The organism is Caballeronia sp. LZ008 (genome assembly GCF_031451435.1).
In the GTDB taxonomy this organism is placed as follows: Bacteria; Pseudomonadota; Gammaproteobacteria; order Burkholderiales; family Burkholderiaceae; genus Caballeronia; species Caballeronia zhejiangensis.
In genome coordinates this window covers 457,775-482,227 of record NZ_JARUXK010000004.1, presented here as the reverse complement: position 1 = coordinate 482,227, position 24,453 = coordinate 457,775, and the positions used below count along the sequence as shown (strand labels likewise).

The following is a 24,453-nucleotide window of genomic DNA, read 5'->3' as shown; positions in this document are numbered from 1 at the left end:
GCATCGCTTCGATGACGCCGCATGACGCGAAACGCCGATCCAAGGCGTTTCACCCGATACGCTATGCTTGCGGATTCCCGCCGTTCATCCGACTGTCATTCACGAATCCCGATGCGACGCACCCTCGTCAAGTGGCTTTTTGCAACCTATCTGCTGGGCAGCGGCATCGTCTGGTCGATTCTGATCCTGCCGCTCTTTCCGTTCGTCGGCCGCAACGGACGTTACCGGCTCGCGAAGCTCTGGTGCCGCGCGATGGTCGTGATGATGCGCGTCATCACCGGCGTGACGTGCTCGATCGAAGGTCTGGAGCATCTGCCCGACGGGCCGTGCATCATCCTGTCGCGTCACGAATCGACGTGGGAAACGCTTTCGTTCATGGCGCTCTTTCCGCGACGCATCAGCTTCGTGTTCAAGCACGAACTCATGAACATTCCGTTTTTCGGCTGGGTGCTGCGCGGGCTCGACATGGTGAGCCTCGACCGCGGCTCGATCCGTCAGGCGCATACGGCCGTGACGCGCGAATGCGCCGCGCGGCTGAAAAAGGGCGATTCCGTCGTGATCTTTCCGGAAGGCACGCGCGTCGCGCACGATGCGCCGCTCAAACTGGCGTCGGGCGGCGTGCGTCTCGCGTGCGCGACGAAGGTGCCGGTCGTGCCTGTCGTCCACGACGCGGGCAAGGTCTGGCCGGCGAAAGGGTGGCCGGATCGCGGCGGGCATATCCGCGTGATCGTCACGCCCTGCCTGCCGCTCGACTGCCACATTCCGCAGGAATTGAACCGCCTCGCGCAGTCGCAAATGGACGATGCGCTCGCCGTGTTGCGCTAGACGGCGCTCAATACGGCGGACGTTTCTTTGCGGCGCACAAGCGGTTCACCGCGGCGATCAGCGTCCCCACGTCGACGGGCTTGCGCAAATAGCCGTCGTAGCTGACGAACGCCGGCGGGTTCGGATGCCCCGAAATCATCAGGAAAGGAATGTGCGCGAGCGACGCGTCGTTCTTCATCGTCTGGCAGAGCAGCGCGCCGCCCAAGCCCGGCATCATCCAGTCCGATACGACGATGTCCACGCTCTGTTCGCCGAGTATCGATAACGCCTTGTTGCCGTCGAACGCGCATAAGACATTGCAATCCTCGCCTTGCATAGAGAGGGTCCAGGCTTCGATGGTGGCGGGGTCGTCGTCGACGAGCAGTACAGTCTTCATCTTGCGAACTTGTTCGAGTGCGGCGCGTTTGTGCGGCGGGAGGTGCAGGACAAAGGCTGCCGGCAACATCGGTAGTGACTGCCGCCAAGGCCGATGGTTGCCGTCACCGCTTATCTGCAGCTTTTTGTCATAGTATTTCTTTCGCGCCAAATCTGCGCGGTAAATGCTGCTTCAGCAACTTGCGCGCCGCCCGGCGTCGGCGGTCATTTGCTCCCGGCGCGCGAGCGGCCGGCGTCGCGCAGTGCGTCGACGAGCGCCTCTTCCACCGGCGTGCGCGCGGCGTCGTTGCGGCGGATCAGGCCGATGGGCTCGTCGGTGCCCGCGAAGGGCATCGGCAGCGCGGCGAGCAGTCCGAGGCCGATGTCCTGCTCGACCGCGCCGGCCGGCACGAACCACACGGCGTCGTTGTTCATCGCGAGCGCGCGCCCAAGCGACACCGACAACGTTTCGACGAGCGCCGTCAGCGCGTGCGCGCCGAACGCGGTCAGCACGCTTTCCGCCGATTGACGGATCAGCGTGCCGAAAGGCGGCACGACGATCACGAACCGCGCGAGCAGCGCGGGCGTGAGCGGCGTTTCGAGCGTCAGCGGATGCTCGCGGCGCACGACCACCGCGAGCGGCTCGCGATAAATCTGCTCGAAGGACAGCCCGTGCATCGCTTCCGGCTCGGACAAGCGTCCGACGACGAGATCGACGTCGCCCGCCTTCAGCTTTTCCAGCAAGAGCGCGTTGGAATCGGTCCAGACGGACAGCGACACCGCCGGCCACTGCTGCCGGAACGATGTCAGCGCGGGCGAAAGCAGCACCGGCGCGACCGTCGGCAGAACGCCTATCGAAATGGATCCCGGCACGTCGCCACGTTCCCGCAGAAGCATGTCGACGCCCTCGCGCAGCGACGCCACGCACGCGCTCGCGTGCGGCGCGAAGAGCCGGCCCTCGCGCGTAGGCACCGCGCCGCGCCGCCCACGCTCGAACAGCCGCACGCCTAGAATGGATTCGAGCTCGCCGATCGTTTTGGAAACGGCGGGCTGCGTGATCGACAGACTATCGGCGGCGCGCTGCACGCTGCCGAGTTGCGTGACGGCCAGAAAACACTGGAGATGCCGGAACTTGACGCGGGTGTTGGTGAAATCGGTATCCATGACGATCCGTTATGCAAGATGGCACGAAACATCATTTTCCATAACTTGTGTCGTTCTATAAAGTAGCCGTCAGAAACATCCTATTCAACTTCCACAAATACAGGAGACAGTCGACATGACCTCCCCCATCCTCACACCGCGTGACTGGGAATCCCATCCCGCGTATCTGTCGCCGGGTTACCGGTCGTCGGTCCTGCGCAGCCCCGGTTTGCCGCTCATTCCGCTGAAGGAAAATCTGCGCAACCGCCGCGTGCCGGTCTACGGTGCTGAAGACTTGGGCGTGCTCGACAACGACCTCACCCGTAACGCCGCGAAAAACGGCGAACCGCTCGGCGAGCGGATCATCGTGACGGGCCGTGTGCTCGACGAAGGCGGCCGTCCGGTGCGCAACACGCTCGTGGAAGTGTGGCAGGCGAACGCCGCCGGCCGCTACGTGCACAAGGCGGACCAGCACGATGCGCCGCTCGATCCGAACTTCCTCGGCGCGGGCCGCTGCCTGACCGACGACGAAGGCCGCTATCGCTTCATGACGATCAAGCCGGGCGCGTATCCGTGGGGCAACCACCCGAACGCGTGGCGTCCGCAGCACATCCACTTCTCGCTCTTCGGCGAATATTTCGGCTCGCGCCTCGTCACGCAGATGTATTTCCCCGGCGATCCGCTGCTCGATCTCGATCCGATCTACCAAGGCATTCCCGAGCACGCTCGCAAGCGTCTGGTTTCGGCCTTTTCGATCGACACGACGCAGGAAAACTACGCGCTCGGCTACGAATTCGACATCGTGCTGCGCGGCCCGGACCAAACGCCGACGGAGTAACCGAACATGACCACGCTGAAACAGACCCCTTCGCAGACCGTCGGACCGTACTTCGCTTACGGCCTCGTTCCCGAGCAGTACAACTTCGATCTGAAGAGCCTCTTCACCGCATCGGCGGCGGATCGTGAAGTGCCGGGCGAGCATATCGCCGTCGTCGGCAACGTGTTCGACGCGGAAGGCAAGCCCGTCAACGACGCGCTGATCGAAATCGCCCAGGCCGATGCGAACGGCCGCTACGTGCAGAGCGCGCAGGAAGCGCGGGAGTCGGGCTTTCGCGGTTTCGCGCGCTGCGGCACGGGCACGGATCCGAAGCTGCGCTTCATCTTCGATACGGTGAAGCCGGGCGCAACCGCCGACGATTCCGCGCCGCACCTCGATGTCATCGTGCTGATGCGCGGCATGCTGCTGCACACCTACACGCGCATCTACTTCGAGGACGAAACCGAAGCCAACGCGAAGGACACCGTGCTGCAGAGCGTGCCGGCGGAGCGCCGTCATACGCTTGTCGCGAAGCGCGAAGCGGGCGCGTCGGCCAAGCCGGGTTCGTCGGGCACGATCTATCGCTTCGACATCCATCTGCGCGGCCCGAACGAGACGGTTTTCTTCGATCTGTAAAGTTTCTCGCAGCAGTCGTTTGAAACGAGGGCGTCCGGCACTGCGCTATAGTGTCGGACGCCTTTCGTTTTTCTCCGCACTCTTTCCATGTCCGACGCTCCCACGCCCAGCCCGCTCTACGTCAAGCTTCTCGCCGAAACCGCCCAGATCGGCTGGTCCGAGCTGGAGCGCTTTTTCGCGCAAGGCAAGCTCATCTGGGTGAAGGGCGATCTCGATCTCGTAAGCGTCGCGGAAGCCATCGCCAACGACGACAAGCAGCAGGTCACGCAATGGCTTTCGGCGGGACTCGTCGAACGCATGCAGGCCGAGACCGCCGCCGATGTCGCCGCGCGCGATCCGCAACTGTGGGCGGTGGTGCTGTCGCCGTGGGTGTGCGTCCAGGAACGCGGGTGAACGGATGCAGTCGCGCTGCCTCGCGACACCGCAGTAGGCGCTGAAGCGCTAACTGCGGTTGTCGACGTAATCCGTCCACAGCACGACGAGAATCGTCATCAGCGCCGGGCCGATGAAAAGGCCGATCAGCCCGAACGTCTCCGCGCCGCCGAGAATGCCGAACAGCACGAGCAGAAACGGCAGCCGCGCCGATCCGCCGATCAGCACCGGCCGCACGAAGTGCTCCGCCACGAACACCACGATCAGCCCGAACACGGCGACGCACGCCGCCGCGATGGTCGAGCCTTGCGCGAGCAGCCATAGCGCCGAGCCGAGAAAGACGATCGGCGCGCAGAACGGCAGCATCGCCGCGACGGCCGTCAGCATGCCCAGCAGCGTCGCATGCGGCACGCCCGTCACCGCATAGGCGACGCCGAGCAGCGCGCCCTCCCCCAAGCCGACGACCACGAGCCCCACGACCGTGCTGCGCACCGATTCGGCCATCCGGCGAACGATCGCGGCGCCATCCGGGCCGAACGCGCGGCGCGAACCCGCGAGCAGTTGCTCGCCGAGCTTCGAACCCGCGAGAAACACGAAGAAGAGCGTCATCAGCATGAAGCCGAAGATGACGAAACCATGCACGACGCGCCCGCCGAAGTGCCGCGTCATCGCGACGACCGTCGCGCTATGCAGGTTCTTCACTGCGGGCGATGCTTCGAGCGGCGTCGCGAGATTCTCCTGCCACCAGCGCGCGACTTGTTGCGAACCCATCGGCAAATGCTCGATGAACGCGGGCATCGGAAGGCCGGTGCGCAGCACTTCGTGGAACCAGTGGAGCATGTCGCGCGCTTCGCTCACCGTCTGCGCCGCGACGATGAAAAACGGCACGACGAAAAGCAGGCCGATGGCCGCGGTCAGCCCGACAGCAAGCACGTTGTGATGCCGTCTGAACATGGGCCGGCGTTCGAGCCAGCCGAAAGCCGGCCACAGCGCAATCGCGATCACGCTCGCCCAGACGACCGCCGGAATGAAGGTACGCGCCGTATAGAGCGCGACCAGAACGAGCACGGCATAGAGCGCGGCGGAAGCGGTGCGCTGCATCTTTCGCGTGCGCTCGGATGAGTCCGGGGTCGGGTCGTTGCGCGGCTGGATCGGCATGGATGATGAGGCTCTGTTCGTGAGATCGATGACCGGCGAAACATGAAAGCTCGCCAGCATTGTAATCACGCACGAATCATTCCACTCGATGCGCGCAGTCAGGCAACGTTATTTACAGAACGCACCTTTCGCGCTCCCTATAATCGAGACTCGATTTCGATGCAGGACTATGCAATGAAGGCAATGGCTTCGCGCGCAACGGTGGGCGCATGTGTGTCGCTCGCGCTGCTCGCCGGATGTTCAAGCGGGCTCAATCGGTCGAAGGAAGACCGGTTGAACGCGCAATACGGCATCACGATGTTGCCGGTCAAGGGAGGCGTGGAGATGCGCTTGCCGAACACGCCGCTCTTCGATACCGATGAATCGACGCTTCGCCGCAGCGATTCGCCGATGCTCGATCGCGCGGCGCAGGTGTTGAAGCGCAGCATGCGGCCCGTGCTGATCGAAGGCCATACCGACAACGAAGGCTCGCTCGCCTATAACCGCGCACTGTCGGCGGCGCGCGCCGATGCCGTCGCGCAGGCGTTGATCGCGCGCGGCGTGCCCGCCGAACGCATCACGACGAAGGGCATGGCGTATCTGCGGCCCATCGCGACGAACGACACCCGTGAAGGGCGCCCACTGAATCGCCGCGTGGAAATTCTCGTGCGCGCCGAGAGCGAAGAGACGCTGCTCGGCGCGCCCGCCAAGGTCAAGCGCTAGCGGCCTGCTCGACTTCCAGCACGAGCAATTGCGAGCCGTCGGCGACCTGATCGCCGACCTCGAACAGAATCTCGCCGATCTTGCCCGTCGCCGGAGCCACGATCGTGTGCTCCATCTTCATCGCTTCCATCACCATCAGCGGCGCGCCCTTCGTCACGGATGCGCCCGTTTCCACGAGCACCGCGATCACCTTGCCGGGCATCGGCGCGGTGAGACGGCCTTCGTGCTCGGCATCGCCCGCGTGCGCCATCAGGTTCTGCCATTCGAACTGGAACGCCGCGCCTTCGTGGAAGACGTGGAAGACGTCGCCGTCGGTGAAGACGTGGCCTTTGATCAGCGCATCGTCGAGTTGCACCGCGAACGATGTCTCGCCGCTATGCGACCAGTCGAAGCGCGCGCTGGCATCGTCGAGACGCAGGCGCTTCTCGCCGTTCTTCGTGAACACGACCTTGAGCGTTTCGTCGGTATCGAGCGCGCGCCAGTTCAAATCCTGGCTGTAGCCGCCCGCCATGCGCCAGTGCGACAGCGCATCCCACGGCGAATGTCCGTGCGCCTCGCCGCCCTCGCGCGTGAGCAGCGCGGCGCATGCGAGCGCGAGCCCCTTCTTGCGCGAGACGTGCGTCGGCGCGAAGAGCGCATCGTGATGACGCTCGATCAGGCCCGTATCGAGATCAGCCGACGCGAACGGCTCGCTCTTCACGATGCGCTGCAGGAACTCGACGTTCGTCGACAAGCCGACGATCTCGCATTCCGCCAGCGCGCGCGCCATGCGGGCGAGCGCGTCGCGACGGTCGCGCCCATGCACGATCAGCTTCGCGATCATCGGATCGTAGAACGGCGTGATGGCATCGCCCTGACGCACGCCGCTATCGACGCGCACGTCGCCATCGATCGAAAACTCAACCGCGTGCGGCATGCGCACGTGCTTGAGCGTGCCCGTCGACGGCAGAAAGCCGCGCGACGGATTCTCCGCGTAGATGCGCGCCTCGATCGCGTGGCCATGCACCTTCAGCTCGTTTTGCTTCAACGGCAGCGGCTCGCCCGCCGCCACGCGCAGTTGCCACTCGACGAGATCGAGGCCCGTGACCATCTCTGTCACCGGATGCTCGACCTGCAGGCGCGTGTTCATCTCCATGAAGTAGAACTGGCCGTCCTGCGTCATGATGAATTCGACCGTGCCCGCGCCGACGTAATTCACCGCACGCGCCGCCGCGACCGCAGCCTCGCCCATCGCGCGACGGGTTTCGTCATCGAGGCCGGGCGCGGGCGCTTCTTCCAATACTTTCTGATGGCGACGCTGCACGGAGCAATCGCGATCGAAGAGATAGACCGCGTTGCCGTGCTTGTCCGCGAAAACCTGCACTTCGACGTGACGGGGACGCAGCAGATACTTCTCGATCAACACGCGATCGTTGCCGAAGCTCGACGCCGCCTCGCGCTTGCACGACGCGAGCGCCGCCGCGAAATCCTCGCTTCTCTCGACGACGCGCATGCCCTTGCCGCCGCCGCCCGCGCTCGCTTTCAGCAGCACCGGATAACCGATGCGATCCGCTTCGCGCTGAAGCAGCGACGGATCCTGATCGTCGCCGTGATAGCCGGGCACGAGCGGCACCGATGCGGATTGCATCAGCGCTTTCGCGGCGGCTTTCGAACCCATCGCGCTGATCGCCTCGACGGGCGGTCCGATGAACACGAGTCCGGCTTTTTCGCACGCGTTCGCGAATGCTTCGTTTTCCGAAAGAAATCCGTAGCCCGGATGAATTGCTTGCGCGCCGGTTTTCTTCGCTGCATCGACGATGCGCTCGATGCGCAGATAACTCTCCGACGCCGCCGATCCGCCGACATGCACCGCTTCATCGCAGACATCGACGTGTTTCGCTTTGGCATCGGCGTCCGAATACACCGCGACGCTGCCGACGTTCAGGCGCTTCGCCGTCGCCGCGACGCGGCATGCGATCTCGCCGCGGTTCGCTATGAGTATTTTGTTGAACATGGCGTTACATCCCGAGGTCACATGCGGAACACGCCGAAGCGTGTTTCTTCGATAGGTGCGTTCATCGTCGCGGCCAATCCGAGGCCCAGAACGTCGCGGGTCTGCGCGGGATCGATCACGCCGTCGTCCCACAGACGCGCGCTCGCGTAATACGGATGCCCTTGCACTTCGTATTGATCGCGGATCGGCGCCTTGAACGCTTCCTCGTCCTCCTTCGACCACGTGCCGCCCTTCTTCTCGATGCCGTCGCGCCGCACCGTCGCGAGCACGGACGCGGCCTGCTCGCCGCCCATCACCGAGATGCGCGCGTTCGGCCACATCCACAGAAAGCGCGGCGAATACGCGCGGCCGCACATGCCGTAATTGCCCGCGCCGAACGAGCCGCCGATGATCACCGTGAACTTCGGCACCTTGGCGGTCGCGACCGCCGTCACCATCTTGGCGCCGTTGCGCGCGATGCCTTCGTTCTCGTACTTGCGGCCGACCATGAAGCCCGTGATGTTCTGCAGGAACACGAGCGGAATCTTGCGTTGCGCGCACAGTTCGATGAAATGCGCGCCCTTCAAGGCGGATTCGCTGAAGAGAATGCCATTGTTCGCGACGATGCCGACCGGATGCCCCCAGATATGCGCGAAACCGCAGACGAGCGTCGTGCCGTAGCGCGCCTTGAATTCGTCGAAAGCGGAATCGTCGACGATGCGCGCGATCACTTCACGCACGTCGAAAGGCTTGCGCGTATCGACGGGAATCACGCCGTAGACGCTTTGCGGGTCATAGCGCGGCGGCAGCGGTTCTTTCAATGCGAGCGTCGGCGTCTTCACGCGATTCAGATTGCCGACGATGCTGCGCGCGATGCCGAGCGCATGCGCGTCGTTCTGCGCGAGATGATCGGCGACGCCGGACAGACGCGTATGGACATCGCCGCCGCCGAGATCTTCGGCGCTGACTTCTTCGCCCGTCGCGGCTTTCACCAACGGCGGACCGCCGAGAAAGATCGTGCCTTGATTCTTGACGATGATCGATTCATCGCTCATCGCGGGCACGTACGCGCCGCCCGCCGTGCACGAGCCCATCACCACGGCGATCTGCGCGATGCCTTGCGCCGACATGTTCGCCTGGTTGTAAAAGATGCGGCCGAAGTGATCGCGATCGGGAAACACGTCGTCCTGATTCGGCAGATTCGCGCCGCCCGAATCGACGAGATACACGCACGGCAGGCGGTTCTGCTCCGCTATTTCCTGCGCGCGCAAATGCTTCTTCACGGTGACGGGATAGTACGTGCCGCCCTTGACCGTCGCGTCGTTGCACACGACGACGCACTCCTGCCCCGCAATGCGCCCGATGCCGGTGATGATGCCCGCGCCGGGCGCGTCATCGTTGTACATACCGTACGCCGCGAGCTGCGACAGTTCGAGAAACGGCGTGCCCGGATCGAGCAGTTGCGCGATGCGATCGCGCGGCAGCAGCTTGTTGCGCGATACGTGCTTGTCGCGCGCGGCCGCGCCGCCGCCTTCCGCGATCTTCGCGATCTTCTCTTTGAGGTCCGCGACGAGCGCTTCGAGCGCCGCCGCGTTCGTGCGGAATTCCTCGCCGCGCGGATTCAGTTTCGATTCGATGATCGTCATGACGCGCGCCTCAAGCCGTCTCGGCGAACAGTTCGCGGCCGATCAGCATGCGGCGGATTTCGCTCGTGCCCGCGCCGATTTCATAGAGCTTCGCATCGCGCCACAGACGGCCGACCGGATATTCGTTGATGTAGCCGTTGCCCCCGAGCACCTGAATCGCTTCGCCCGCCATCCACGTCGCTTTTTCGGCGGTGTAGAGAATGACGCCCGCGCAGTCCTTGCGCACTTGCCGCACATGGTCCGAGCCGAGCGTATCGAGCTGACGGCCGACGGCGTAAAGATACGCGCGGCACGCTTGCAGCGTCGAGTACATGTCCGCGACCTTCCCCTGAATGAGCTGGAATTCGCCGATCGCCTGACCGAACTGCTTGCGATCGTGGATATACGGCACGACCGCGTCCATGCACGCGAGCATGATGCCGGTCGGCCCGCCCGCGAGCACCGCGCGCTCGTAGTCGAGGCCGCTCATCAGCACCTTCGTGCCGCCGTTCAGTTGACCGAGAATGTTCTCCTTCGGCACTTCGACGTTCTCGAACACGAGTTCGCCGGTATGCGAGCCGCGCATGCCGAGCTTGTCGAGCTTCTGCGCAACCGAAAAGCCTTTCATGCCCTTCTCGACGATGAACGCCGTGATGCCGCGCGGACCGGCTTCGATGTCCGTCTTCGCGTACACGACGAGCGTGTCGCAATCCGGCCCGTTGGTGATCCACATCTTGGTGCCGTTGAGCACGTAGTGATCGCCCTTTTCCTCGGCGCGCAGCTTCATGCTGACGACGTCGGAACCGGCGTTCGGCTCGCTCATCGCAAGCGCGCCGATATGCTCGCCGGACACGAGCTTCGGCAGATACTTGCGCTTTTGCGCCTCGGTGCCATTGCGATGAATCTGGTTCACGCACAGATTCGAATGCGCGCCGTACGACAACCCGACCGACGCCGACGCCCGCGAAATCTCTTCCATCGCGACCATGTGCGCCGTATAGCCCATGTTCGCGCCGCCGTATTCCTCGGAGACCGTCATGCCGAGCACGCCGAGATCGCCGAATTTCTTCCAGAGGTCCATCGGGAACTGATCGCTGTGATCGATCTCGCCCGCGCGCGGCGCGATTTCCTTCGCTGCGAAATTGGCGAGCGAGTCGCGCAACATGTCGATGTCTTCGCCCAACGCGAAATTCAGGCCGGGTACGTTGCTCATGGGTCGTCTCCTCCAGATGCGATGTTTTCGGTGCGTCCTGAAATATGAGCCTCACTCACACAGGACCACAAACCACGGAATGGGGCAATTTCACGCTCAAATCGCCTAGCCGTCAATAGATTTTTGAGCTACGCTCACATTTATTTCCCCACGTTTCCCGCCAATGTCGACGCAAACCACCGCCACCGGCCGCCGCGCGCCCGCCGGCGTCAAATCGCAGCAGCGCGTGAAGGACATCCTGCAGGCGGGGCGCGACGTCTTCGCCGAGAAAGGCTACGACGCCGCCACGAGCGCCGAGATCGCGCAGCGCGCGGGCATTTCGGAAGCGACGGTGTTCAGCTATTTCAGCGGCAAGCGCGAGTTGTGCGCGCGCGTCATCGCGGATTGGTACGACGAAATCATCGATGCGTCCGAGAGCGGCCTCCCGCGCGACGGCTCCGTGAGGCAGCAGTTCGCGTTCATCGTCAGAACGCACATGCGGCTGATGCTGATGAACGGCACCGGGTTGTGCGCGCTCGTGCTGTCGGAAGGCCGCACGAAGCAGCACGATCTCTCCGACACGCTGACCGAGCTGCAACGCCGCTACACCGCGCCGCTGATGGACGTGCTCGCGCGCGGCCAGGCGCTCGGCCACGTACGCGCCGACATGCCGTTGCGTCTGTTGCGCTCGCTCGTTTTCGGGCCGATGGAGCACGTCCTGTGGGACGCGACGCTCGCGAAGCGCCGCCTGAGTCAGACTCAGATCGAGACGACGGCGAACGAATTGGTGGAAGTATTGTGGGCGGCGCTGCAGCCGCCGAACGCGCAGCTGGCGGCGCTCGCGCAGTTCCGGCAGGACGTCGAGGAAGCGTCGCGGCGCTTCGAAGCGAGCGCCGCGCGCGAGAAACCTACTTCTTGACGAAGCGCAGCGCGAGCCGCGCGAGTTTCGGCACGGTCGTCGGACGCAGCAGGCGCGCGTCGTAACCGCCCATACGGCGATCATTTTCGGCGAGACACAGTTCGATCAGCGAGCGAACCGATACATCGCCCGCGACCGAATCGCCGACATTCGCCGGAAAGTTCGCATCCTGCGCCGCGCCGCTCTTGTCGAAGCCGCGCGCGAGCGAAATGCGGTCGCGAATCAGCGAAATCCACACGCTCGCGGTCTTGATCAGGAACCACGGCTTGCGATACCAAGGCAGACTCCGCCGATACCACGCGACCCAGTTCGCGAAAAACAGGATGTGCCGCGCCTCTTCCTGAATCACCGGCTCGAAGGTTTCGACGAGTTCCTCGGGAAAATAACCCGATTGTCGCGCCGCCTCGAATAGGCCGAACGCGAAAAAACTGTCGATGCACTCGCTGTAACCCGTGAGCATCCACGCGCGCAATGCATCGTCGGGAGCGGGATATGGCGGTTCGGGCGCGAGCTCGATGCCATATGCCTCGACGAGCTTCGACAGCACCAGCTTGTGCCGCGCTTCCTCGCCGCCGTTCATGCGCAAGGCTTCGCGCAATTGCGGATCGCCGACGGTGCCCGCGTAGGTCGCGACGCGGATCGACGCGCGCCCTTCCGTCTGCACCGCGATATCCCAGATCGGCAGCGAAGTCACGCGCTTCAACGCTGCGGGATCGAGCTTCGGCCAGTCGATGACGGCCGGCTTGTACGGATTGTGCGTCGTCAGCAACATCTCGCAGAACATGCGCTTGTGCAGGTCCGAACCGATCGGAATCTTCCCCGTCGACCGGTACGTCCAGTTGCGCATCGCATGATCTGCTTCCACCGGGTTGAGCGTGTCGGACATATTCGAATATTGGCCGCCGAATGGGTAGGTCCTGCGGATTTTGGCATACAGGACGCTGACTCGCAGCATCATGCGCGCATTTTCGCCTATCGCGAGATTTTCTCCAGCGCGAGATCGCGCGTTCGCGGGCCCATGAAACCGATCGCGGCCATCACGATCAGCATCGCCGACGCGATGAACACGAACACGCCCGTCGTCCCGAAACCCTTCAGCACGCCCGCGATGATGAACGACGTGAAAATCGCGGAGAAACGGCTCCACGAATACACGAAACCGACGGCGCGCGCGCGGATGCTCGTCGGAAAGAGTTCGGTCTGATACGCGTGATAGCTGTACGACATGATGTTCGCGGAGAGCGTGAGGCCGACGCCCATCGCGATCAGAAACGCCGGGTTGCCCGACTGGCTGAAGGCCAGCCCGCAGACGATGTTGAGCGCGGCCATCGCGACGATCGCGGTCTTGCGCTCGATCCTGTCGGCAATGGCGAGCCCGATGATCGGTCCGACCGGCGCGGCGATCGCAATGATGCTCGAATACATCAGGCTCGACGTCACCGTGATGCCCTGCTTGACCAGCAGCGTCGGCACCCAGTTGGCGAAGCCGTAGAAACCGACGGTCTGGAATATGTTGAAGATGATCATCATCGCGGCGCGCTTGCCGTAGGGCGGCTTCCACATGTCGGCGAACGCGCCGCGCCGCTCCGCTGTCTCGACGGCGGGTTCGGGCGGCGGCAGCGGCTTGCCGTATTCGCGCGCGACTTTCTCTTCGAGCGCGCGCATCACGCGATCGGCTTCGTCGAGGCGTCCTTTCTGCGCGAGCCAGCGCGGGCTTTCGGGCAGCGTGCGGCGAATCCACCAGACGAAGAGCGCCCCGTGCGCGCCGATGATGACGACCCAGCGCCAGCCGTCGATGCCGAAGGGCGCGCGCGGCACGAGCAGATAGGCGAGAAACGCGACCACCGGCACCGCCATGAAACCGACCGCCTGCTCGCACGCGAACGCGCGCCCGCGGATGTGTTTCGGCGCGAGTTCGGAGATATACGTGCCGATCGTCACCAGTTCCACCCCGATGCCCACGCCCGCGACGAAGCGCCAGATGTTCAGGCCGGTCGCCGTGTCCTGGAACGCCATGACGAGGTTGGCGCCGGTGTACCAGAGCAGCGAATACGTGAAGATCGCGCGCCGTCCGAAGCGGTCGGCGAGAAATCCGCAGGCGATCGTGCCGATGAAAAGCCCCGCGAACAGCGACGCGATAAAGCTCGCGACGCCCGTCATGCCGAAAAGTCCGCTGGTCGTCGGCGTGAGAATGCCGCTTTTGACGAGACCCGGCGCGACGTATCCGGAATACAGCAGATCGTAGAGCTCGAAGAAGAAACCGAGGCTCAAAAGGACGATGAGCGTCCAGACGGAGCGCGTGGCGGGCAGGCGATCGAGCCGGGCGGAAATGCTGCCGGCGGTGACGGGAAGCGCCTGTGCGTGTGCGCTGCGGGGTGTGGCCATCGGGGTGTCTCCTCATGAGGCGGGGTGCGCCGCGCGGCATCGCTGGCGCGGCGCGGTCGGACGAGGGACGAATTTTAACCGGGTGGGTAACATGAGCTGGAAGCTGAATCCCGTCGCCTCGTGCGTCACACCGATCGCCATCGGACTGCCGGGGTTCCGGAAGAACCATCCGCTCAGCCCCCGATACGAAGAAAAGCTCTAAAGCCCCGCTATCCGGGCTTTTACTAGCTCCCGAACTATTTTGGCTTGGTAACCTTCTGCCGATTCTGAACGGACACGATCCGCGGAATATCATGCTCTGGCGCCCAACGACGCGCCGGACGTCCGGTACGAGACCTTCCGGGCTGAACTGACCACCTTCTGGAGTTAAAACAGTGAAGAAACTGCTCGCGGCACTGACGATGTCCCTTCTCGCCGCCACGTCGCTCACCGCCGTCACGCCGGCGCTTGCGAAGGACTATTCGACGATCCGTTTCGGCGTCGACGCAAGCTATCCCCCGTTCGAGTCGAAGGGTTCCGACGGCAAGCTGGTCGGTTTCGACATCGATCTCGGCAATGAGATCTGCGCGCGCCTGAAGGCGAAGTGCGTGTGGGTGGAAAACGACTTCGACGGCATGATTCCCGCGCTCAAGGCGAAGAAGTTCGACGGCGTGCTTTCCTCGATGTCGATGACGCCGCAACGCGCCGAGCAGATCGCCTTCTCGAGCAAGCTCTTCAACACGCCGACGCGCCTCGTCGCGAAAAAGGGCAGCAACATCCTGCCGACGGCCGAAAGCCTGAAGGGCAAGAACGTGGGCGTCGAACAGGGCACGATCCAGGAAACCTACGCCAAGACCTACTGGGCGCCGAAGGGCGTGACGGTCACGCCGTACCAGAACCAGGACCAGGTCTATGCCGATCTGATCTCGGGCCGCCTGGACGCCGCGCTGCAAGACGCGGTGCAGGCTGAAATCGGCTTCCTGAAGACGCCGCGCGGCGCGGGCTACGACTTCGCCGGTCAAAACATCGACGATCCGAAGACGCTCGGCAACGGCGCGGGCATCGGTCTGCGCAAGGAAGACACCGATCTGAAGGCAAAGATCGACAAGGCTATCGCCGACATCATCAAGGACGGCACCTACAAGAAGCTCGAAAAGAAGTACTTCGACTTCGACGTGTACGGCAGCTAAGCCGCTCGCCACAAGCCACACCGGCTGACGAACGGGCTCCGCGCTCAAGGGCGCGGAGCCCGTTTGCTTTTCGGACAGCGGTTTTGGCGGCCGATTTCCGCTAAGATCGAACGTTCGAGACAGCGCCGACGGAAGGAGACGCCGCGGCGCGGAGCACTTTTCCGAGGCAAGACCGCGCACTCGCCTGCGCGCGACCAACATGCAAACCAGAACTCATTCCCTGATCTCGCCGACGCTCGGCACTTCCCGCAACATCACGAGTTTTCACTACGGCCCCGGCGGCGGCCAGAAAATCTACGTCCAGTCGTCGCTGCACGCGGACGAACTGCCCGGCATGCTCGTCGCATGGCGTCTGCGCCGCCAGCTCGCCGAATTCGAAGCGGCGGGCAAGCTGCGCGGCGAAGTCGTCATCGTGCCGGTGCCGAATCCGATCGGCCTGTCGCAACATCTGCACGGCACGCTGATGGGCCGCTTCGAGACCAACAGCGGCCACAACTTCAACCGCAATTTCCACGATCTCGCCGCGCTGATCGCGCCGCGCATCGAAGCGCGCCTCGGCAAGGACGCCGGCGCGAACAAGCTCGCCGTGCGCGCCGCGATGAAAGAAGCGCTCGACGAGCAGACGCCGCACACCGAGCTCGAATCGCAACGCCTCGCGCTGCAAAAGCTTTCCTTCGACGCCGATGTCGTGCTCGATCTGCACTGCGATCTCGACGCCGCGCTGCATCTCTACACCAATCCGGACATCTGGGACGAAGTCGAGCCGCTCGCGCGCTATCTCGATGCAAGAGCGTCGTTGCTCGCGCTGAATTCGGTCGGCAATCCGTTCGACGAAATCCACAGCTTCTGCTGGTCGGATTTGCGCCAGCGTTACGGCGAGCGCTTCCCGATTCCGAATGGCGGCATTTCGGTGACGGTCGAACTGCGCAGCCAGCACGACGTGTCCTACGAACTCGCGGATAAAGACGCGCAGGCCATCGTCAACTATCTGATCCACCGCGGCGTGATCGACGCGCCCGTGCCCGAGCAGCCGCCGCTCGCGTATCCGGCGACGCCGCTCGCGGGCGCGGAGCCGATCGTCGCGCCGGCGTCGGGCGTGCTCGTGTTTCGCGCGCAAGTGGGCGCGTTCATCGAAGCGGGCGAGCCGATCGCCGATATCGTCGATCCGCTCACCGATGTCGTCACCACGCTCAAGTGCACGACCTCCGGCGTGATGTACGCACGGCATATCACGCGCTTCGCGACGGCCGGGCTGGAAGTGGCGCGCATTGCGGGCGCGAAGGCCTATCGCACGGGCTCGCTGCTGTCGGCGTAAGCGTTTCGCGGCGGATCAGAACGGCGCGAGACAACATTGCGCCGCGACGATCTTCCACGCGCCGCCAATGTCACCCCACGTTCGCGTGTAGCGCAAGCTGCCCGCGAACGGCGCGCCCGCGAACGTTCCCGAAAGCGCCACGCGCGTGACCGTCACGGCAAACGCGCCGTACACGCGCACGCTCTGATCCTCGACGTCCAGTTTCTCGATGCGCTGCATGCCGTAACGATGCCCGTTGAGATCGTCGGACTTCGTCCAGACCTTGCCGGTCGCATCGACGAAGCTGAGGTCGTCGGCCAATAGCGCATCGAGTGCGTCCACGTCCGATGCCAGCATCGCCTTCTTCAGGCGCTCCTCCAGTTCGCGGATTCCTTGCTCGTCCATGTTTTCGCTCGCGGTGACGGAACCGAGAGCATCGCATCGGACGCGCCGAATACACAAGCGCCGATATTTCGCCATCCCTGTTGCACGCGCGACACACCGCAAGGCGGCTGAAAGCACTGTCACATTTCTTTCTTTAGCGCCCGCTACATTTGCGCCCGTCGAACGCCACGCGCCATCAGAGCGCGACGCACTGCAGACACCGTCAACAACCACACCGCGAACCATCATACGGAGCTTGTTTTGAAGAAGAATCTCTTGGCGACCGCCGCGCTCGCCACCTTTGCCGCCCTCGCCGCCACGTCCGCGCAAGCGCAAAGCAGCGTAACGCTCTACGGCATCATCGACGCCGGCATCAGCTACGTGAACAACAGCACGCAAACCGCGACGCGCGCGGGCGATAAGCTCTTCAAGTACGACGACGGCGTCGCGCAAGGCAGCCGTTGGGGCCTGAAGGGTTCGGAAGACCTGGGTGGCGGCCTGAAGGCGATCTTCACGTTGGAGAACGGCTTCAATAGCGGCACCGGCACGCTCGGCCAGGGCGGCGCGCTGTTCGGCCGTCAGGCATACGTCGGTCTCGCGAAGAACGACGTCGGCTCGCTGACCTTCGGCCGTCAATATTCGTTCTCGACCGATTACCTCGGCAGCAACTATTCGATCGGCGGCCAGACGCTCGCGGGCAACTACGCGTATCACATGAACGACGTCGACCAGCTGACGTCGAGCCGCATCAACAACGCGGTCAAGTTCAGCAGCGCGAGCTTCTACGGCGTGACGTTCGGCGCGATGTACGGCTTCTCGAACCAGGCAGGCGCGTTCGCGGGCACGCCCAACACGACCGTCGGCACGACCACGACGGCGGGTTCGTCGCGCGCGTACAGCTTCGGCCTGAACTACAAGGCGGGTCCGTTCGGCATCGGCGCGGCGTACACCGACATCCGCTATCCGGCGGCATCGACGCCCGCGTTCAGCACGGCCGTCGCGAACATCCAGACGATGGGCACCGCGAACGCCGGCAAGGATCTGCGCACGTTCGGCGTCGGCGCGAACTACGCGTTCGGCGCGGCGACCGTGTTCGGCCTGTGGACCAACACGCTGTTCGAGCCGATCAACGGCGCGAGCTCCAAGCTCAACGCGTTCGATATCGGCGGCAAGTACAGCTTCACGTCGGCGCTGTCGGCCGGCCTCGGCTACTCGTACCTGAACATGACGGGCAACTCGAGCGGCCACTGGAACCAGGTCGACGCGAGCGTCGACTACGCGCTTTCCAAGCGCACCGATGTGTACGTGCTCGGCATCTATCAGAAGGCTTCGGGTTCGAACCGCGGCGTCGAGAATCAGGCGTCGATCGGTTCGTCGTCGTCGAGCTACTTCGGCACGTCGGGTCTGGGCGAAGACGATCAGCTTGCGTTCCGCATCGGCATCCGCCACAAGTTCTGAGCTTGCTTCCTGAGTTGACATGAGATCGGGCCGCCAGACGTATCGGGCGGCCCGATTTGTTTACCTCTTGTCGGACTTCTTGCCGACGGCCTTGTTATAGCGCTCGATGTACTCGTCCATCAGCTTGCGGATCGCGCGGCCGATCTGCATGTAGTCGCTCTCGTTCAGATTCGCGAGCGACACGCGCCCCGACGGATGCTGCGTGCCGAAGCCGCGCCCCGGCAGCAGCACGACACGCGCTTCTTTCGCGAGCCTGAAGAGCATCTCCGAAGGTTCCGTGTTCTTGATGACCCAGTCGACCAGTTCGCGGCCGTGCCTGCGCTCGCCGAGATATTCGATATCGAGGATCGTGTAGTAGTCGACCTCGTTCTTGTCCTCTTCTTCGAGCGCGATGCCGATCTCGCGATACAGCGCCTGCTTGCGGCTGCGGATCAGGCGCTTCAACGCGTTCTTGTACGCGTCGGGCGTGTCCATCAGCGAGAAGAGCGAGAACAGCACCATCTGCACCTGCTGCGGCGTCGACAATCCCGCCGTGTGATTCAGCGCGACGGTACGGCTGTCCGCAACCAGCCGGTCGATGAACTTGAGCTTGTCGGGCTCCGTCGTGATCGATTCGTAGCGTTCGTGAAGCTCCGCCCGTTTGTCCTTCGGCAGCGCGGCGAGCTGCTTGTCGAGCACGTTGTCGCGATGCGTCGCGATCGCGCCGAGACGCCAGCCGGTCGCGCCGAAATACTTGGAATACGAATAAACGAGGATCGTGTTCTTCGGGCACAACGCGAAGAGCGACACGAAATCGTCGGCGAAGGTGCCGTAGACGTCGTCGGTCAGAAGGATCAGATCGGGCCGCTCCTTCACGATCTCCGCGATGTATTCGAGGCTTTCGTCGTCCATCTTCACCGATGGCGGATTGCTCGGATTCACGAGGAAAAACGCCTTCACTTTCGGATCGCGCAGCTTGTCGAGCTCGGCCTTCGAGTATTGCCAGCCGCGGGCGACGTCCGCCTCCAGATTGACGACCTTCAGCTTGTAATCGTTCAGGCGCGGAATCTCGATGTACGGCGTGAAGATCGGGGTGCCGAGCGCGATCGTGTCGCCGGGCGCGATCAGGAAGTTCTCGCGCATCGTGTTGAAGATGTAGGTCATCGCGGCGGTGCCGCCTTCGACCGCGAAGACATCGAATTCGCCGACGAACGGATGCTTGCCGATCATCTCGCGCCGCAGATATTGCGCGACGATCTGCTCCGACAGCTTCAGCATGCGGTCCGGCACGGGATAGTTCGATCCGAGGATGCCTTCGCACATCTCATAGAGAAAGTCGCCCGCGTTCAGGCCCAGCTGATCGCGCACATACGACACCGCGCCCGCAAGAAACGCGATGCCCGGCACGCCCTTGTTCTCGCGCGCGAAAATCTCGAAGCGCTCTTCGAGCCCTTCGCGCTTCGGAAAACCGCCGACGCCTTCCGGCATGTACGCGAACGAGCGCTCGGACTCGCGCATCGCGAAGAGGCCGAGTTGCCAGAAACCATGACGCGGTATCGTCGCGAGAAAGTTCGGATTGCCGCGCCCCGCATTGAGCATCGCGAGATTGGCCGGACGCTCGACCGCCCCGCCGCCCGCCGCCTTGATGAGCTCGTCCTTCAGCTCGAACGGGCTGAGCGCCGCCATGCCGGCGCGGTCGTTGGAACCCGATTTATCGGACTTTGCCATCCAACACCTCCAGAATTGATGATGGAAACAATGCGGCAGGAAGACCGCGTCACGTCAGCAGCATCACGATGACCATGCCCCAGATCGTGAGCAGCGTATTGCCGACCGCGTACGTCACCGTGTAGCCGAGGCCCGGCACCTGGCTCTTCGCGGCGTCGCAGATCATGCCGAGCGCGGCGGTGGTCGTGCGCGCGCCGGCGCAGATGCCGAGCAGGATCGCGGGATGAAACTTGAACACGTACTTCGCGATGTACATGCCGATGATGAGCGGCACCGCCGACGCGAAAATGCCCCACAGAAAGAGACTCACGCCGAGCTTCTGCAAGCCCGCGACGAAGCCCGGCCCCGCCGAAATCCCCACGACCGCGATAAAGACGTTCAGGCCGACTGAGTTCATGAACCAGATCGTCGGCGACGGAATGCGGCCGAACGTCGGATGGATCGCGCGCAGCCAGCCGAACACGATGCCCGCGATGAGCGCGCCGCCCGCCGTCGACAGCGTGAGCGGAATCGCGCCGACATGCAGCACGAGCGCGCCGATCAACGCGCCGAGCGTGATCGCGAGGCCGACGAACGCCATGTCGGCGGCGTCGGTCGGACGGTCGAGCACGCCGATCGCCTTCGCCGCCGCCGACGTGTCCTGCGTCCGGCCGACGAGCGTGATCGTGTCGCCGCGATGCAGCTTCGTGCTCGGCAGAATCGGTATCTGCGTTTCGGTCGCGCCGCGCTTGATCTTGCGCAGAAACACGCCGCGCGACGCGGGCATATGCGCGAGCTCCTGCAGCGTCTTGCCGTCGACGGCCTTGCTCGTCACGTAGATATCGACGCCTTCGATCGGCACGGCGAGCAGTTCGGCGTCGTCCACTTCGGTCGCGACGCCGCCGAGCAGATCGACGAGCAGCTCGCGCCGCCCGGAGACCGCGACGACATCGCCCGGTTGCAGCACGTCGTCGATCTTCGCTTCCTGAATGGTTCCGCCCCGCCGAATCCGCTCGATGAAGAGCCGCGCGCCTTCCGGCTCCAGCGCTTCGGCCTGCGCGACCGACATGCCCGCCGCGCGCCCGTGCTCCGCCACGCGATACGCGCGCAGTTCGAACTTGTGCCACGCCTGCCCCGCGCCGCCGAGATCGCCGCCGCCGCCGAGCGTCGCCTCGTATTCCTTGCAGGCCGCGACGAGGTCGATGTTGAGCAGCTTCGGCCCGAGCATCGCGAGAATCAGCGCGGAGCCGATCGTCCCGAAGATATAGGTCACGGCGTAGGCGGTCGGCATCGCGTCGAGCAGCGCCTTCGCCTGATCCGGCGGCAGGCCGAGCCGGTTGATGGCGTCGGTGGCGAGGCCCATCGAAGCGGAAATCGTCTGCGAGCCCGCGAACAGGCCCGCCGCCGAGCCGACGTCATAACCCGCGATCTTCGCCGCCGCGTAAGGCGCCGCGAGGCACAGCACGCACTGGATGACGGAGAAGATCGCCTGCGGCAAGCCGTCTTTCGCGATGCCGCGCACGAACTGCGGACCGACGCCGTAACCGACGGCGAACAGGAACATCAGAAAGAAGACCGATTTGACGTTCGACGAAATGCTGATGCCTAGTTGCCCGATGGCGATGGCCGCGAGCAAGGTCGCCGTCACGGCGCCGAGGCTGAAGCCGCGAAAGCTTTTTCCGCCGACCCAATAGCCGACGCCGAGCGACAGAAAGATGGCGATTTCAGGATAACTGCGCAGTGTTGCCGTAAGCCAGGACATAGGCACTCCTTTGCGGTATGAGCCGCTCGCACATCAGCGATGAAGGGAATGAATGATCCGAACGCCAGCAATACACTATTTGGTGCAGCTTTGAAACCATCAATGAAAACAGCGGCCGGAGCCGCTGTTTTCATCGAGACGCTAACTTCGACGCGTCTTATTCCGCCGTTTCGAGCAACGGGTAATCCGTATAGCCCTTCGCGCCCGGCGCATAGAACGTCGACGTGTCCCAGTTGTTGAGATCGGCATCGACTTCGAAGCGGCGCACCAGATCCGCATTCGCGATGAAGGGCTTGCCCCACGCGACGGCATCGGCGTCGCCGCGGGCGATGATCGCTTCGGCGCTGGCCTTCGTGAAGCCTTCGTTGGCGATATACACGCCGCCGAACGCCTTCTTCAATTGCGGCCCGAGGCTGTCGGCGGCTTCATGCTCGCGTGCCGCGATGAACGCGATCTTGCGGCGGCCCAGTTCACGCGCGACGTAACCGAAGGTCGCGGCGCGATCGCTGTCGCCCATCGTGTGCGAATCCGCGCGCGGTGCAAGATGCACGCCGACGCGATCCGCGCCCCAAACTTCGATAGCCTGATCGACGACTTCGAGCAGCAGGCGCGCACGATTTTCGATCGGGCCGCCGTAGGCGTCGGTACGCTTGTTCGTGCTGTCCTGCAGGAACTGGTCGAGCAGATAGCCGTTCGCGCCGTGCACTTCGACGCCGTCGAAGCCCGCGCGCTTCGCGTTTTCCGCGCCCTTGCGGTACGCCGCGACCACACCGGCGATTTCATCCAGTTCGAGCGCGCGCGGCGTCACGTACGGACGCTGCGGACGCACGAGGCTCACGTGTCCTCCCGCCGCGATCGCGCTCGGCGCGACCGGCAGTTCGCCATTCAAAAAGATCGGATCGGAAATGCGGCCGACGTGCCACAGTTGCAGGAAGATCTTGCCGCCCGCTTCGTGCACGGCCTTCGTGACGAGCTTCCAGCCTTCCACTTGCTCGTCGGACCAGATGCCCGGCGTGTCGGCATAGCCGACGCCTTGCGGCGTCACCGACGTCGCTTCGCTCAGAATCAGCCCCGCCGATGCGCGGTCTGCGTAGTACTGCGCCATCAACGCGTTCGGCACGCGTTCGACGCCCGCGCGCTGACGCGTGAGCGGCGCCATGATGATGCGGTTCTTCAACGTGAGTGCGCCAACTTTAAGCGGATCGAAAAGAGTCGACATGAATTGGATTCCTAATGAAATTGAAAGCAGACTTTCACCGAATGGCAAGCAAGCTCAGAGATTCCCGATGGAATCGCGAAACGCCTGAATGACCGCTTCGTCGCGCTTGAAGAACACCCACTGTCCAACGCGCTTCGTGGTGACGAGTCCGGCTTTGTGCAAGGTCGCGAGATGCGCCGAAACGGTGGACTGTGACATGCCGCAGCGCCCATCGATCTGACCCGCGCAAACGCCGTGCACGTGCGGCAATTCCTGATCAGGGAAATGCAGCTCGGGTTCCTTCAGCCATTCCAGAATCTCGCGGCGAAGGGGGTTGGCGAGGGCCTTGTGAATTGCGTCGATGTCCATTTCGTTGCTCGTGCGTCTGACGGACGGAACGTGCAGCCTGTTCCGAATCGTCTTGCTGCGAAGTATATATCGTAAATTTACGATATGCAAACCCCGCCGAATGCGTCGATGTGCGACATGCCGCCGCGCCGCGCCGTCTGGTACGCTCCCCGGTTTCATCGGCTGCAAGAAGACTGCACAACCCTTATGGATACTCCTTTCAATGAACGTGGCGTGACGCTTTCGCGCGCCGGACTCTCGGCGTCCGGTCAGATGATTCCGCTGCGCGATCTGCGCGCCGCGCGTGTCGTGATGATCCCGCGCCAGAAGCCTTTGCCGATCATCATCGCGCTGATCGGGCTGATCGTGCTCGGCGCGGGCATCTTCACCGGCTCGGGCGCGGCGCTCGTGCTCGGCGTGATGATCGTCGTCGTGGGTTATCTCACCTGGATCACGCAGGACGTGATCTATCAGTTGATGGTCGCGACGCCCGACGGCGAGCGCGAAGTGCTCATCACGAAGGATCAGGAATTCGCGGACAAGGTCGCGGCGCTCGTCGGCGAGGCGGTCGCGAAACATGCGGCGAGCGCAGGCGCGAAGTCATCGCAAGCCTGATCTTGATGCGCCGTTTACACGGCGGCGCGCTTCTTTAGCCCGGCCTTTAGGCGCGCGGCGCTAGAGTGCGGGCATCGCCACAACGAGCCGTCGCCGGACGGCTTCCATCGATGGATATCCGCACATTCGACTCGATCGCTCTTTCGCGCGTGGTCAACGGCGGCTCGCCGCGCCGCCGCGAAGCACGCCACTGCGTCGCGTTCGATCTCACCGTTCCGGGACTGGATTCGTCGGCCGCACGCGACATGCTCGCGTATGCGTTCGGCGCGGGCACGCAGGCTTATATCGTGGAGACGAGCCGCCTCCGCGATTGCACCACGCTCCATGTCGAGACCGATCGCGATGACATCAACGATGTCATCGGCACGCTCACCGCGCATTTTCCCAACGCAACGCTCGGCCGCGTGACGCGCATTACGCGCATCACACGGCGCTGAAC

The 24,453-nt window shown here is 63.8% G+C and carries 24 protein-coding genes; 11 read left to right on the top strand and 13 right to left on the bottom strand.

The window, feature by feature from the left end; genetic code table 11:
* Nucleotides 1-111: 111 nt before the first annotated feature.
* Entirely contained in the window at nucleotides 112-825 is a 714-nt protein-coding gene (locus QCE49_RS26975; RefSeq protein ID WP_250458881.1) for a 1-acyl-sn-glycerol-3-phosphate acyltransferase, read from the top strand.
* Nucleotides 826-832: 7 nt separating this feature from the next.
* Here QCE49_RS26975 and QCE49_RS26970 read toward each other — a convergent pair whose 3' ends face one another.
* Both QCE49_RS26970 and pcaQ read right to left on the bottom strand, forming a co-directional pair.
* Nucleotides 833-1,351, bottom strand: coding sequence for a response regulator transcription factor (locus QCE49_RS26970; RefSeq protein ID WP_235366236.1), 519 nt, complete (start codon nucleotides 1,349-1,351; stop codon nucleotides 833-835).
* 53 nt (nucleotides 1,352-1,404) lie between these two features.
* Nucleotides 1,405-2,343, bottom strand: a complete 939-nt coding sequence (gene pcaQ / locus QCE49_RS26965) for a pca operon transcription factor PcaQ (RefSeq protein WP_034471860.1) — start codon at nucleotides 2,341-2,343, stop codon at nucleotides 1,405-1,407.
* Nucleotides 2,344-2,458: 115 nt separating this feature from the next.
* On the opposite strand from pcaQ, the gene pcaH reads away from it, so the two are divergent.
* The 3 genes from pcaH to QCE49_RS26950 all read left to right on the top strand — a co-directional run bounded on the left by pcaH (nucleotide 2,459) and on the right by QCE49_RS26950 (nucleotide 4,168).
* On the top strand, nucleotides 2,459-3,160 hold the full coding sequence (gene pcaH / locus QCE49_RS26960; protein ID WP_033536333.1) for a protocatechuate 3,4-dioxygenase subunit beta: 702 nt from the start codon (nucleotides 2,459-2,461) through the stop codon (nucleotides 3,158-3,160).
* Between the two features lie 6 nt (nucleotides 3,161-3,166).
* Entirely contained in the window at nucleotides 3,167-3,775 is a 609-nt protein-coding gene (gene pcaG / locus QCE49_RS26955) for a protocatechuate 3,4-dioxygenase subunit alpha (protein WP_008353765.1), read from the top strand.
* An 87-nt stretch (nucleotides 3,776-3,862) separates the two neighbouring features.
* Nucleotides 3,863-4,168: a DUF2288 domain-containing protein gene (locus QCE49_RS26950; RefSeq protein ID WP_008353766.1), complete on the top strand. Its 306-nt coding sequence runs from the start codon at nucleotides 3,863-3,865 to the stop codon at nucleotides 4,166-4,168.
* A gap of 48 nt (nucleotides 4,169-4,216) precedes the next feature.
* On the opposite strand, the gene QCE49_RS26945 is transcribed toward QCE49_RS26950, so the two are convergent.
* Nucleotides 4,217-5,305 carry an AI-2E family transporter gene (locus QCE49_RS26945; RefSeq protein WP_033536337.1) on the bottom strand — a complete coding sequence of 363 codons (1,089 nt, stop codon included), beginning with the start codon at nucleotides 5,303-5,305 and terminating at the stop codon, nucleotides 4,217-4,219.
* 174 nt (nucleotides 5,306-5,479) lie between these two features.
* Here QCE49_RS26945 and QCE49_RS26940 point away from each other — a divergent pair, with 174 nt between their 5' ends.
* Nucleotides 5,480-6,007, top strand: a complete 528-nt coding sequence (locus QCE49_RS26940; RefSeq protein ID WP_250458880.1) for an OmpA family protein — start codon at nucleotides 5,480-5,482, stop codon at nucleotides 6,005-6,007.
* Here QCE49_RS26940 and QCE49_RS26935 read toward each other — a convergent pair.
* The 3 genes from QCE49_RS26935 to QCE49_RS26925 are packed head-to-tail and all read right to left on the bottom strand — an operon-like array spanning nucleotide 5,997 to nucleotide 10,817.
* Complete coding sequence (locus QCE49_RS26935; protein WP_250458878.1) at nucleotides 5,997-8,000, bottom strand: acetyl/propionyl/methylcrotonyl-CoA carboxylase subunit alpha; 2,004 nt, start codon at nucleotides 7,998-8,000, stop codon at nucleotides 5,997-5,999. The two genes, QCE49_RS26940 and QCE49_RS26935, sit on opposite strands and share 11 nt — an antisense overlap.
* 17 nt (nucleotides 8,001-8,017) lie before the next feature.
* On the bottom strand, nucleotides 8,018-9,625 hold the full coding sequence (locus QCE49_RS26930) for a carboxyl transferase domain-containing protein (RefSeq protein ID WP_175979144.1): 1,608 nt from the start codon (nucleotides 9,623-9,625) through the stop codon (nucleotides 8,018-8,020).
* Between the two features lie 10 nt (nucleotides 9,626-9,635).
* Nucleotides 9,636-10,817 (bottom strand): isovaleryl-CoA dehydrogenase, encoded by a 1,182-nt coding sequence (locus QCE49_RS26925; protein WP_062603797.1) that lies wholly within the window; start codon nucleotides 10,815-10,817, stop codon nucleotides 9,636-9,638.
* A 163-nt stretch (nucleotides 10,818-10,980) separates the two neighbouring features.
* Between QCE49_RS26925 and QCE49_RS26920 the strand changes: the two genes are divergently transcribed.
* Nucleotides 10,981-11,715, top strand: a complete 735-nt coding sequence (locus QCE49_RS26920; protein WP_250458876.1) for a TetR/AcrR family transcriptional regulator — start codon at nucleotides 10,981-10,983, stop codon at nucleotides 11,713-11,715.
* On the opposite strand, the gene QCE49_RS26915 is transcribed toward QCE49_RS26920, so the two are convergent.
* The gene (locus QCE49_RS26915; protein WP_008353775.1) at nucleotides 11,705-12,601 is read right to left on the bottom strand and encodes a ferritin-like domain-containing protein; all 897 of its coding nucleotides are present in this window, start codon (nucleotides 12,599-12,601) and stop codon (nucleotides 11,705-11,707) included. The genes QCE49_RS26920 and QCE49_RS26915 overlap by 11 nt on opposite strands.
* An 86-nt stretch (nucleotides 12,602-12,687) precedes the next feature.
* Entirely contained in the window at nucleotides 12,688-14,100 is a 1,413-nt protein-coding gene (locus tag QCE49_RS26910) for an MFS transporter (protein WP_175979143.1), read from the bottom strand.
* A gap of 374 nt (nucleotides 14,101-14,474) precedes the next feature.
* Between QCE49_RS26910 and QCE49_RS26905 the strand changes: the two genes are divergently transcribed.
* Together QCE49_RS26905 and QCE49_RS26900 are read left to right on the top strand one after the other, a co-directional pair.
* Nucleotides 14,475-15,269, top strand: coding sequence for an ABC transporter substrate-binding protein (locus QCE49_RS26905; protein ID WP_008353777.1), 795 nt, complete (start codon nucleotides 14,475-14,477; stop codon nucleotides 15,267-15,269).
* A 199-nt stretch (nucleotides 15,270-15,468) separates the two neighbouring features.
* The gene (locus QCE49_RS26900; RefSeq protein ID WP_175979142.1) at nucleotides 15,469-16,584 is read left to right on the top strand and encodes a succinylglutamate desuccinylase/aspartoacylase family protein; all 1,116 of its coding nucleotides are present in this window, start codon (nucleotides 15,469-15,471) and stop codon (nucleotides 16,582-16,584) included.
* Nucleotides 16,585-16,599: 15 nt separating this feature from the next.
* Here the strand turns inward: QCE49_RS26900 and QCE49_RS26895 are convergent, their stop codons facing one another.
* On the bottom strand, nucleotides 16,600-16,968 hold the full coding sequence (locus QCE49_RS26895) for a nuclear transport factor 2 family protein (RefSeq protein ID WP_175979141.1): 369 nt from the start codon (nucleotides 16,966-16,968) through the stop codon (nucleotides 16,600-16,602).
* 240 nt (nucleotides 16,969-17,208) lie between these two features.
* Here QCE49_RS26895 and QCE49_RS26890 point away from each other — a divergent pair, with 240 nt between their 5' ends.
* Nucleotides 17,209-18,405: a porin gene (locus QCE49_RS26890; protein WP_250435571.1), complete on the top strand. Its 1,197-nt coding sequence runs from the start codon at nucleotides 17,209-17,211 to the stop codon at nucleotides 18,403-18,405.
* Between the two features lie 60 nt (nucleotides 18,406-18,465).
* On the opposite strand, the gene QCE49_RS26885 is transcribed toward QCE49_RS26890, so the two are convergent.
* From QCE49_RS26885 to QCE49_RS26870, 4 genes are all read right to left on the bottom strand, one after another.
* Nucleotides 18,466-20,112: a bifunctional aspartate transaminase/aspartate 4-decarboxylase gene (locus QCE49_RS26885; protein ID WP_008353781.1), complete on the bottom strand. Its 1,647-nt coding sequence runs from the start codon at nucleotides 20,110-20,112 to the stop codon at nucleotides 18,466-18,468.
* Between the two features lie 49 nt (nucleotides 20,113-20,161).
* On the bottom strand, nucleotides 20,162-21,853 hold the full coding sequence (aspT, locus tag QCE49_RS26880) for an aspartate-alanine antiporter (RefSeq protein ID WP_175979139.1): 1,692 nt from the start codon (nucleotides 21,851-21,853) through the stop codon (nucleotides 20,162-20,164).
* Between the two features lie 157 nt (nucleotides 21,854-22,010).
* Nucleotides 22,011-23,072, bottom strand: a complete 1,062-nt coding sequence (locus QCE49_RS26875; RefSeq protein ID WP_008353785.1) for an alkene reductase — start codon at nucleotides 23,070-23,072, stop codon at nucleotides 22,011-22,013.
* A 54-nt stretch (nucleotides 23,073-23,126) separates the two neighbouring features.
* Nucleotides 23,127-23,420 (bottom strand): helix-turn-helix transcriptional regulator, encoded by a 294-nt coding sequence (locus tag QCE49_RS26870; RefSeq protein WP_008353786.1) that lies wholly within the window; start codon nucleotides 23,418-23,420, stop codon nucleotides 23,127-23,129.
* A gap of 186 nt (nucleotides 23,421-23,606) precedes the next feature.
* On the opposite strand from QCE49_RS26870, the gene QCE49_RS26865 reads away from it, so the two are divergent.
* The gene (locus QCE49_RS26865) at nucleotides 23,607-24,014 is read left to right on the top strand and encodes a DUF6232 family protein (protein ID WP_008353787.1); all 408 of its coding nucleotides are present in this window, start codon (nucleotides 23,607-23,609) and stop codon (nucleotides 24,012-24,014) included.
* A 110-nt stretch (nucleotides 24,015-24,124) separates the two neighbouring features.
* Nucleotides 24,125-24,451: a hypothetical protein gene (locus QCE49_RS26860; protein ID WP_008353788.1), complete on the top strand. Its 327-nt coding sequence runs from the start codon at nucleotides 24,125-24,127 to the stop codon at nucleotides 24,449-24,451.
* Nucleotides 24,452-24,453: the final 2 nt, after the last annotated feature.

Bases quoted from the DNA above. Each gene is read 5' to 3' on its own strand.
- QCE49_RS26975 (WP_250458881.1), top strand. From the start codon at position 112: ATGCGACGCACCCTCGTCAAGTGGCTTTTTGCAACCTATCTGCTGGGC.
- pcaQ (WP_034471860.1), bottom strand. From the start codon at position 2,343: ATGGATACCGATTTCACCAACACCCGCGTCAAGTTCCGGCATCTCCAG.
- pcaH (WP_033536333.1), top strand. From the start codon at position 2,459: ATGACCTCCCCCATCCTCACACCGCGTGACTGGGAATCCCATCCCGCG.
- pcaG (WP_008353765.1), top strand. From the start codon at position 3,167: ATGACCACGCTGAAACAGACCCCTTCGCAGACCGTCGGACCGTACTTC.
- QCE49_RS26950 (WP_008353766.1), top strand. From the start codon at position 3,863: ATGTCCGACGCTCCCACGCCCAGCCCGCTCTACGTCAAGCTTCTCGCC.
- QCE49_RS26945 (WP_033536337.1), bottom strand. From the start codon at position 5,305: ATGCCGATCCAGCCGCGCAACGACCCGACCCCGGACTCATCCGAGCGC.
- QCE49_RS26940 (WP_250458880.1), top strand. From the start codon at position 5,480: ATGAAGGCAATGGCTTCGCGCGCAACGGTGGGCGCATGTGTGTCGCTC.
- QCE49_RS26935 (WP_250458878.1), bottom strand. From the start codon at position 8,000: ATGTTCAACAAAATACTCATAGCGAACCGCGGCGAGATCGCATGCCGC.
- QCE49_RS26930 (WP_175979144.1), bottom strand. From the start codon at position 9,625: ATGACGATCATCGAATCGAAACTGAATCCGCGCGGCGAGGAATTCCGC.
- QCE49_RS26925 (WP_062603797.1), bottom strand. From the start codon at position 10,817: ATGAGCAACGTACCCGGCCTGAATTTCGCGTTGGGCGAAGACATCGAC.
- QCE49_RS26920 (WP_250458876.1), top strand. From the start codon at position 10,981: ATGTCGACGCAAACCACCGCCACCGGCCGCCGCGCGCCCGCCGGCGTC.
- QCE49_RS26915 (WP_008353775.1), bottom strand. From the start codon at position 12,601: ATGTCCGACACGCTCAACCCGGTGGAAGCAGATCATGCGATGCGCAAC.
- QCE49_RS26910 (WP_175979143.1), bottom strand. From the start codon at position 14,100: ATGGCCACACCCCGCAGCGCACACGCACAGGCGCTTCCCGTCACCGCC.
- QCE49_RS26900 (WP_175979142.1), top strand. From the start codon at position 15,469: ATGCAAACCAGAACTCATTCCCTGATCTCGCCGACGCTCGGCACTTCC.
- QCE49_RS26895 (WP_175979141.1), bottom strand. From the start codon at position 16,968: ATGGACGAGCAAGGAATCCGCGAACTGGAGGAGCGCCTGAAGAAGGCG.
- QCE49_RS26885 (WP_008353781.1), bottom strand. From the start codon at position 20,112: ATGGCAAAGTCCGATAAATCGGGTTCCAACGACCGCGCCGGCATGGCG.
- aspT (WP_175979139.1), bottom strand. From the start codon at position 21,853: ATGTCCTGGCTTACGGCAACACTGCGCAGTTATCCTGAAATCGCCATC.
- QCE49_RS26875 (WP_008353785.1), bottom strand. From the start codon at position 23,072: ATGTCGACTCTTTTCGATCCGCTTAAAGTTGGCGCACTCACGTTGAAG.
- QCE49_RS26870 (WP_008353786.1), bottom strand. From the start codon at position 23,420: ATGGACATCGACGCAATTCACAAGGCCCTCGCCAACCCCCTTCGCCGC.
- QCE49_RS26865 (WP_008353787.1), top strand. From the start codon at position 23,607: ATGGATACTCCTTTCAATGAACGTGGCGTGACGCTTTCGCGCGCCGGA.
- QCE49_RS26860 (WP_008353788.1), top strand. From the start codon at position 24,125: ATGGATATCCGCACATTCGACTCGATCGCTCTTTCGCGCGTGGTCAAC.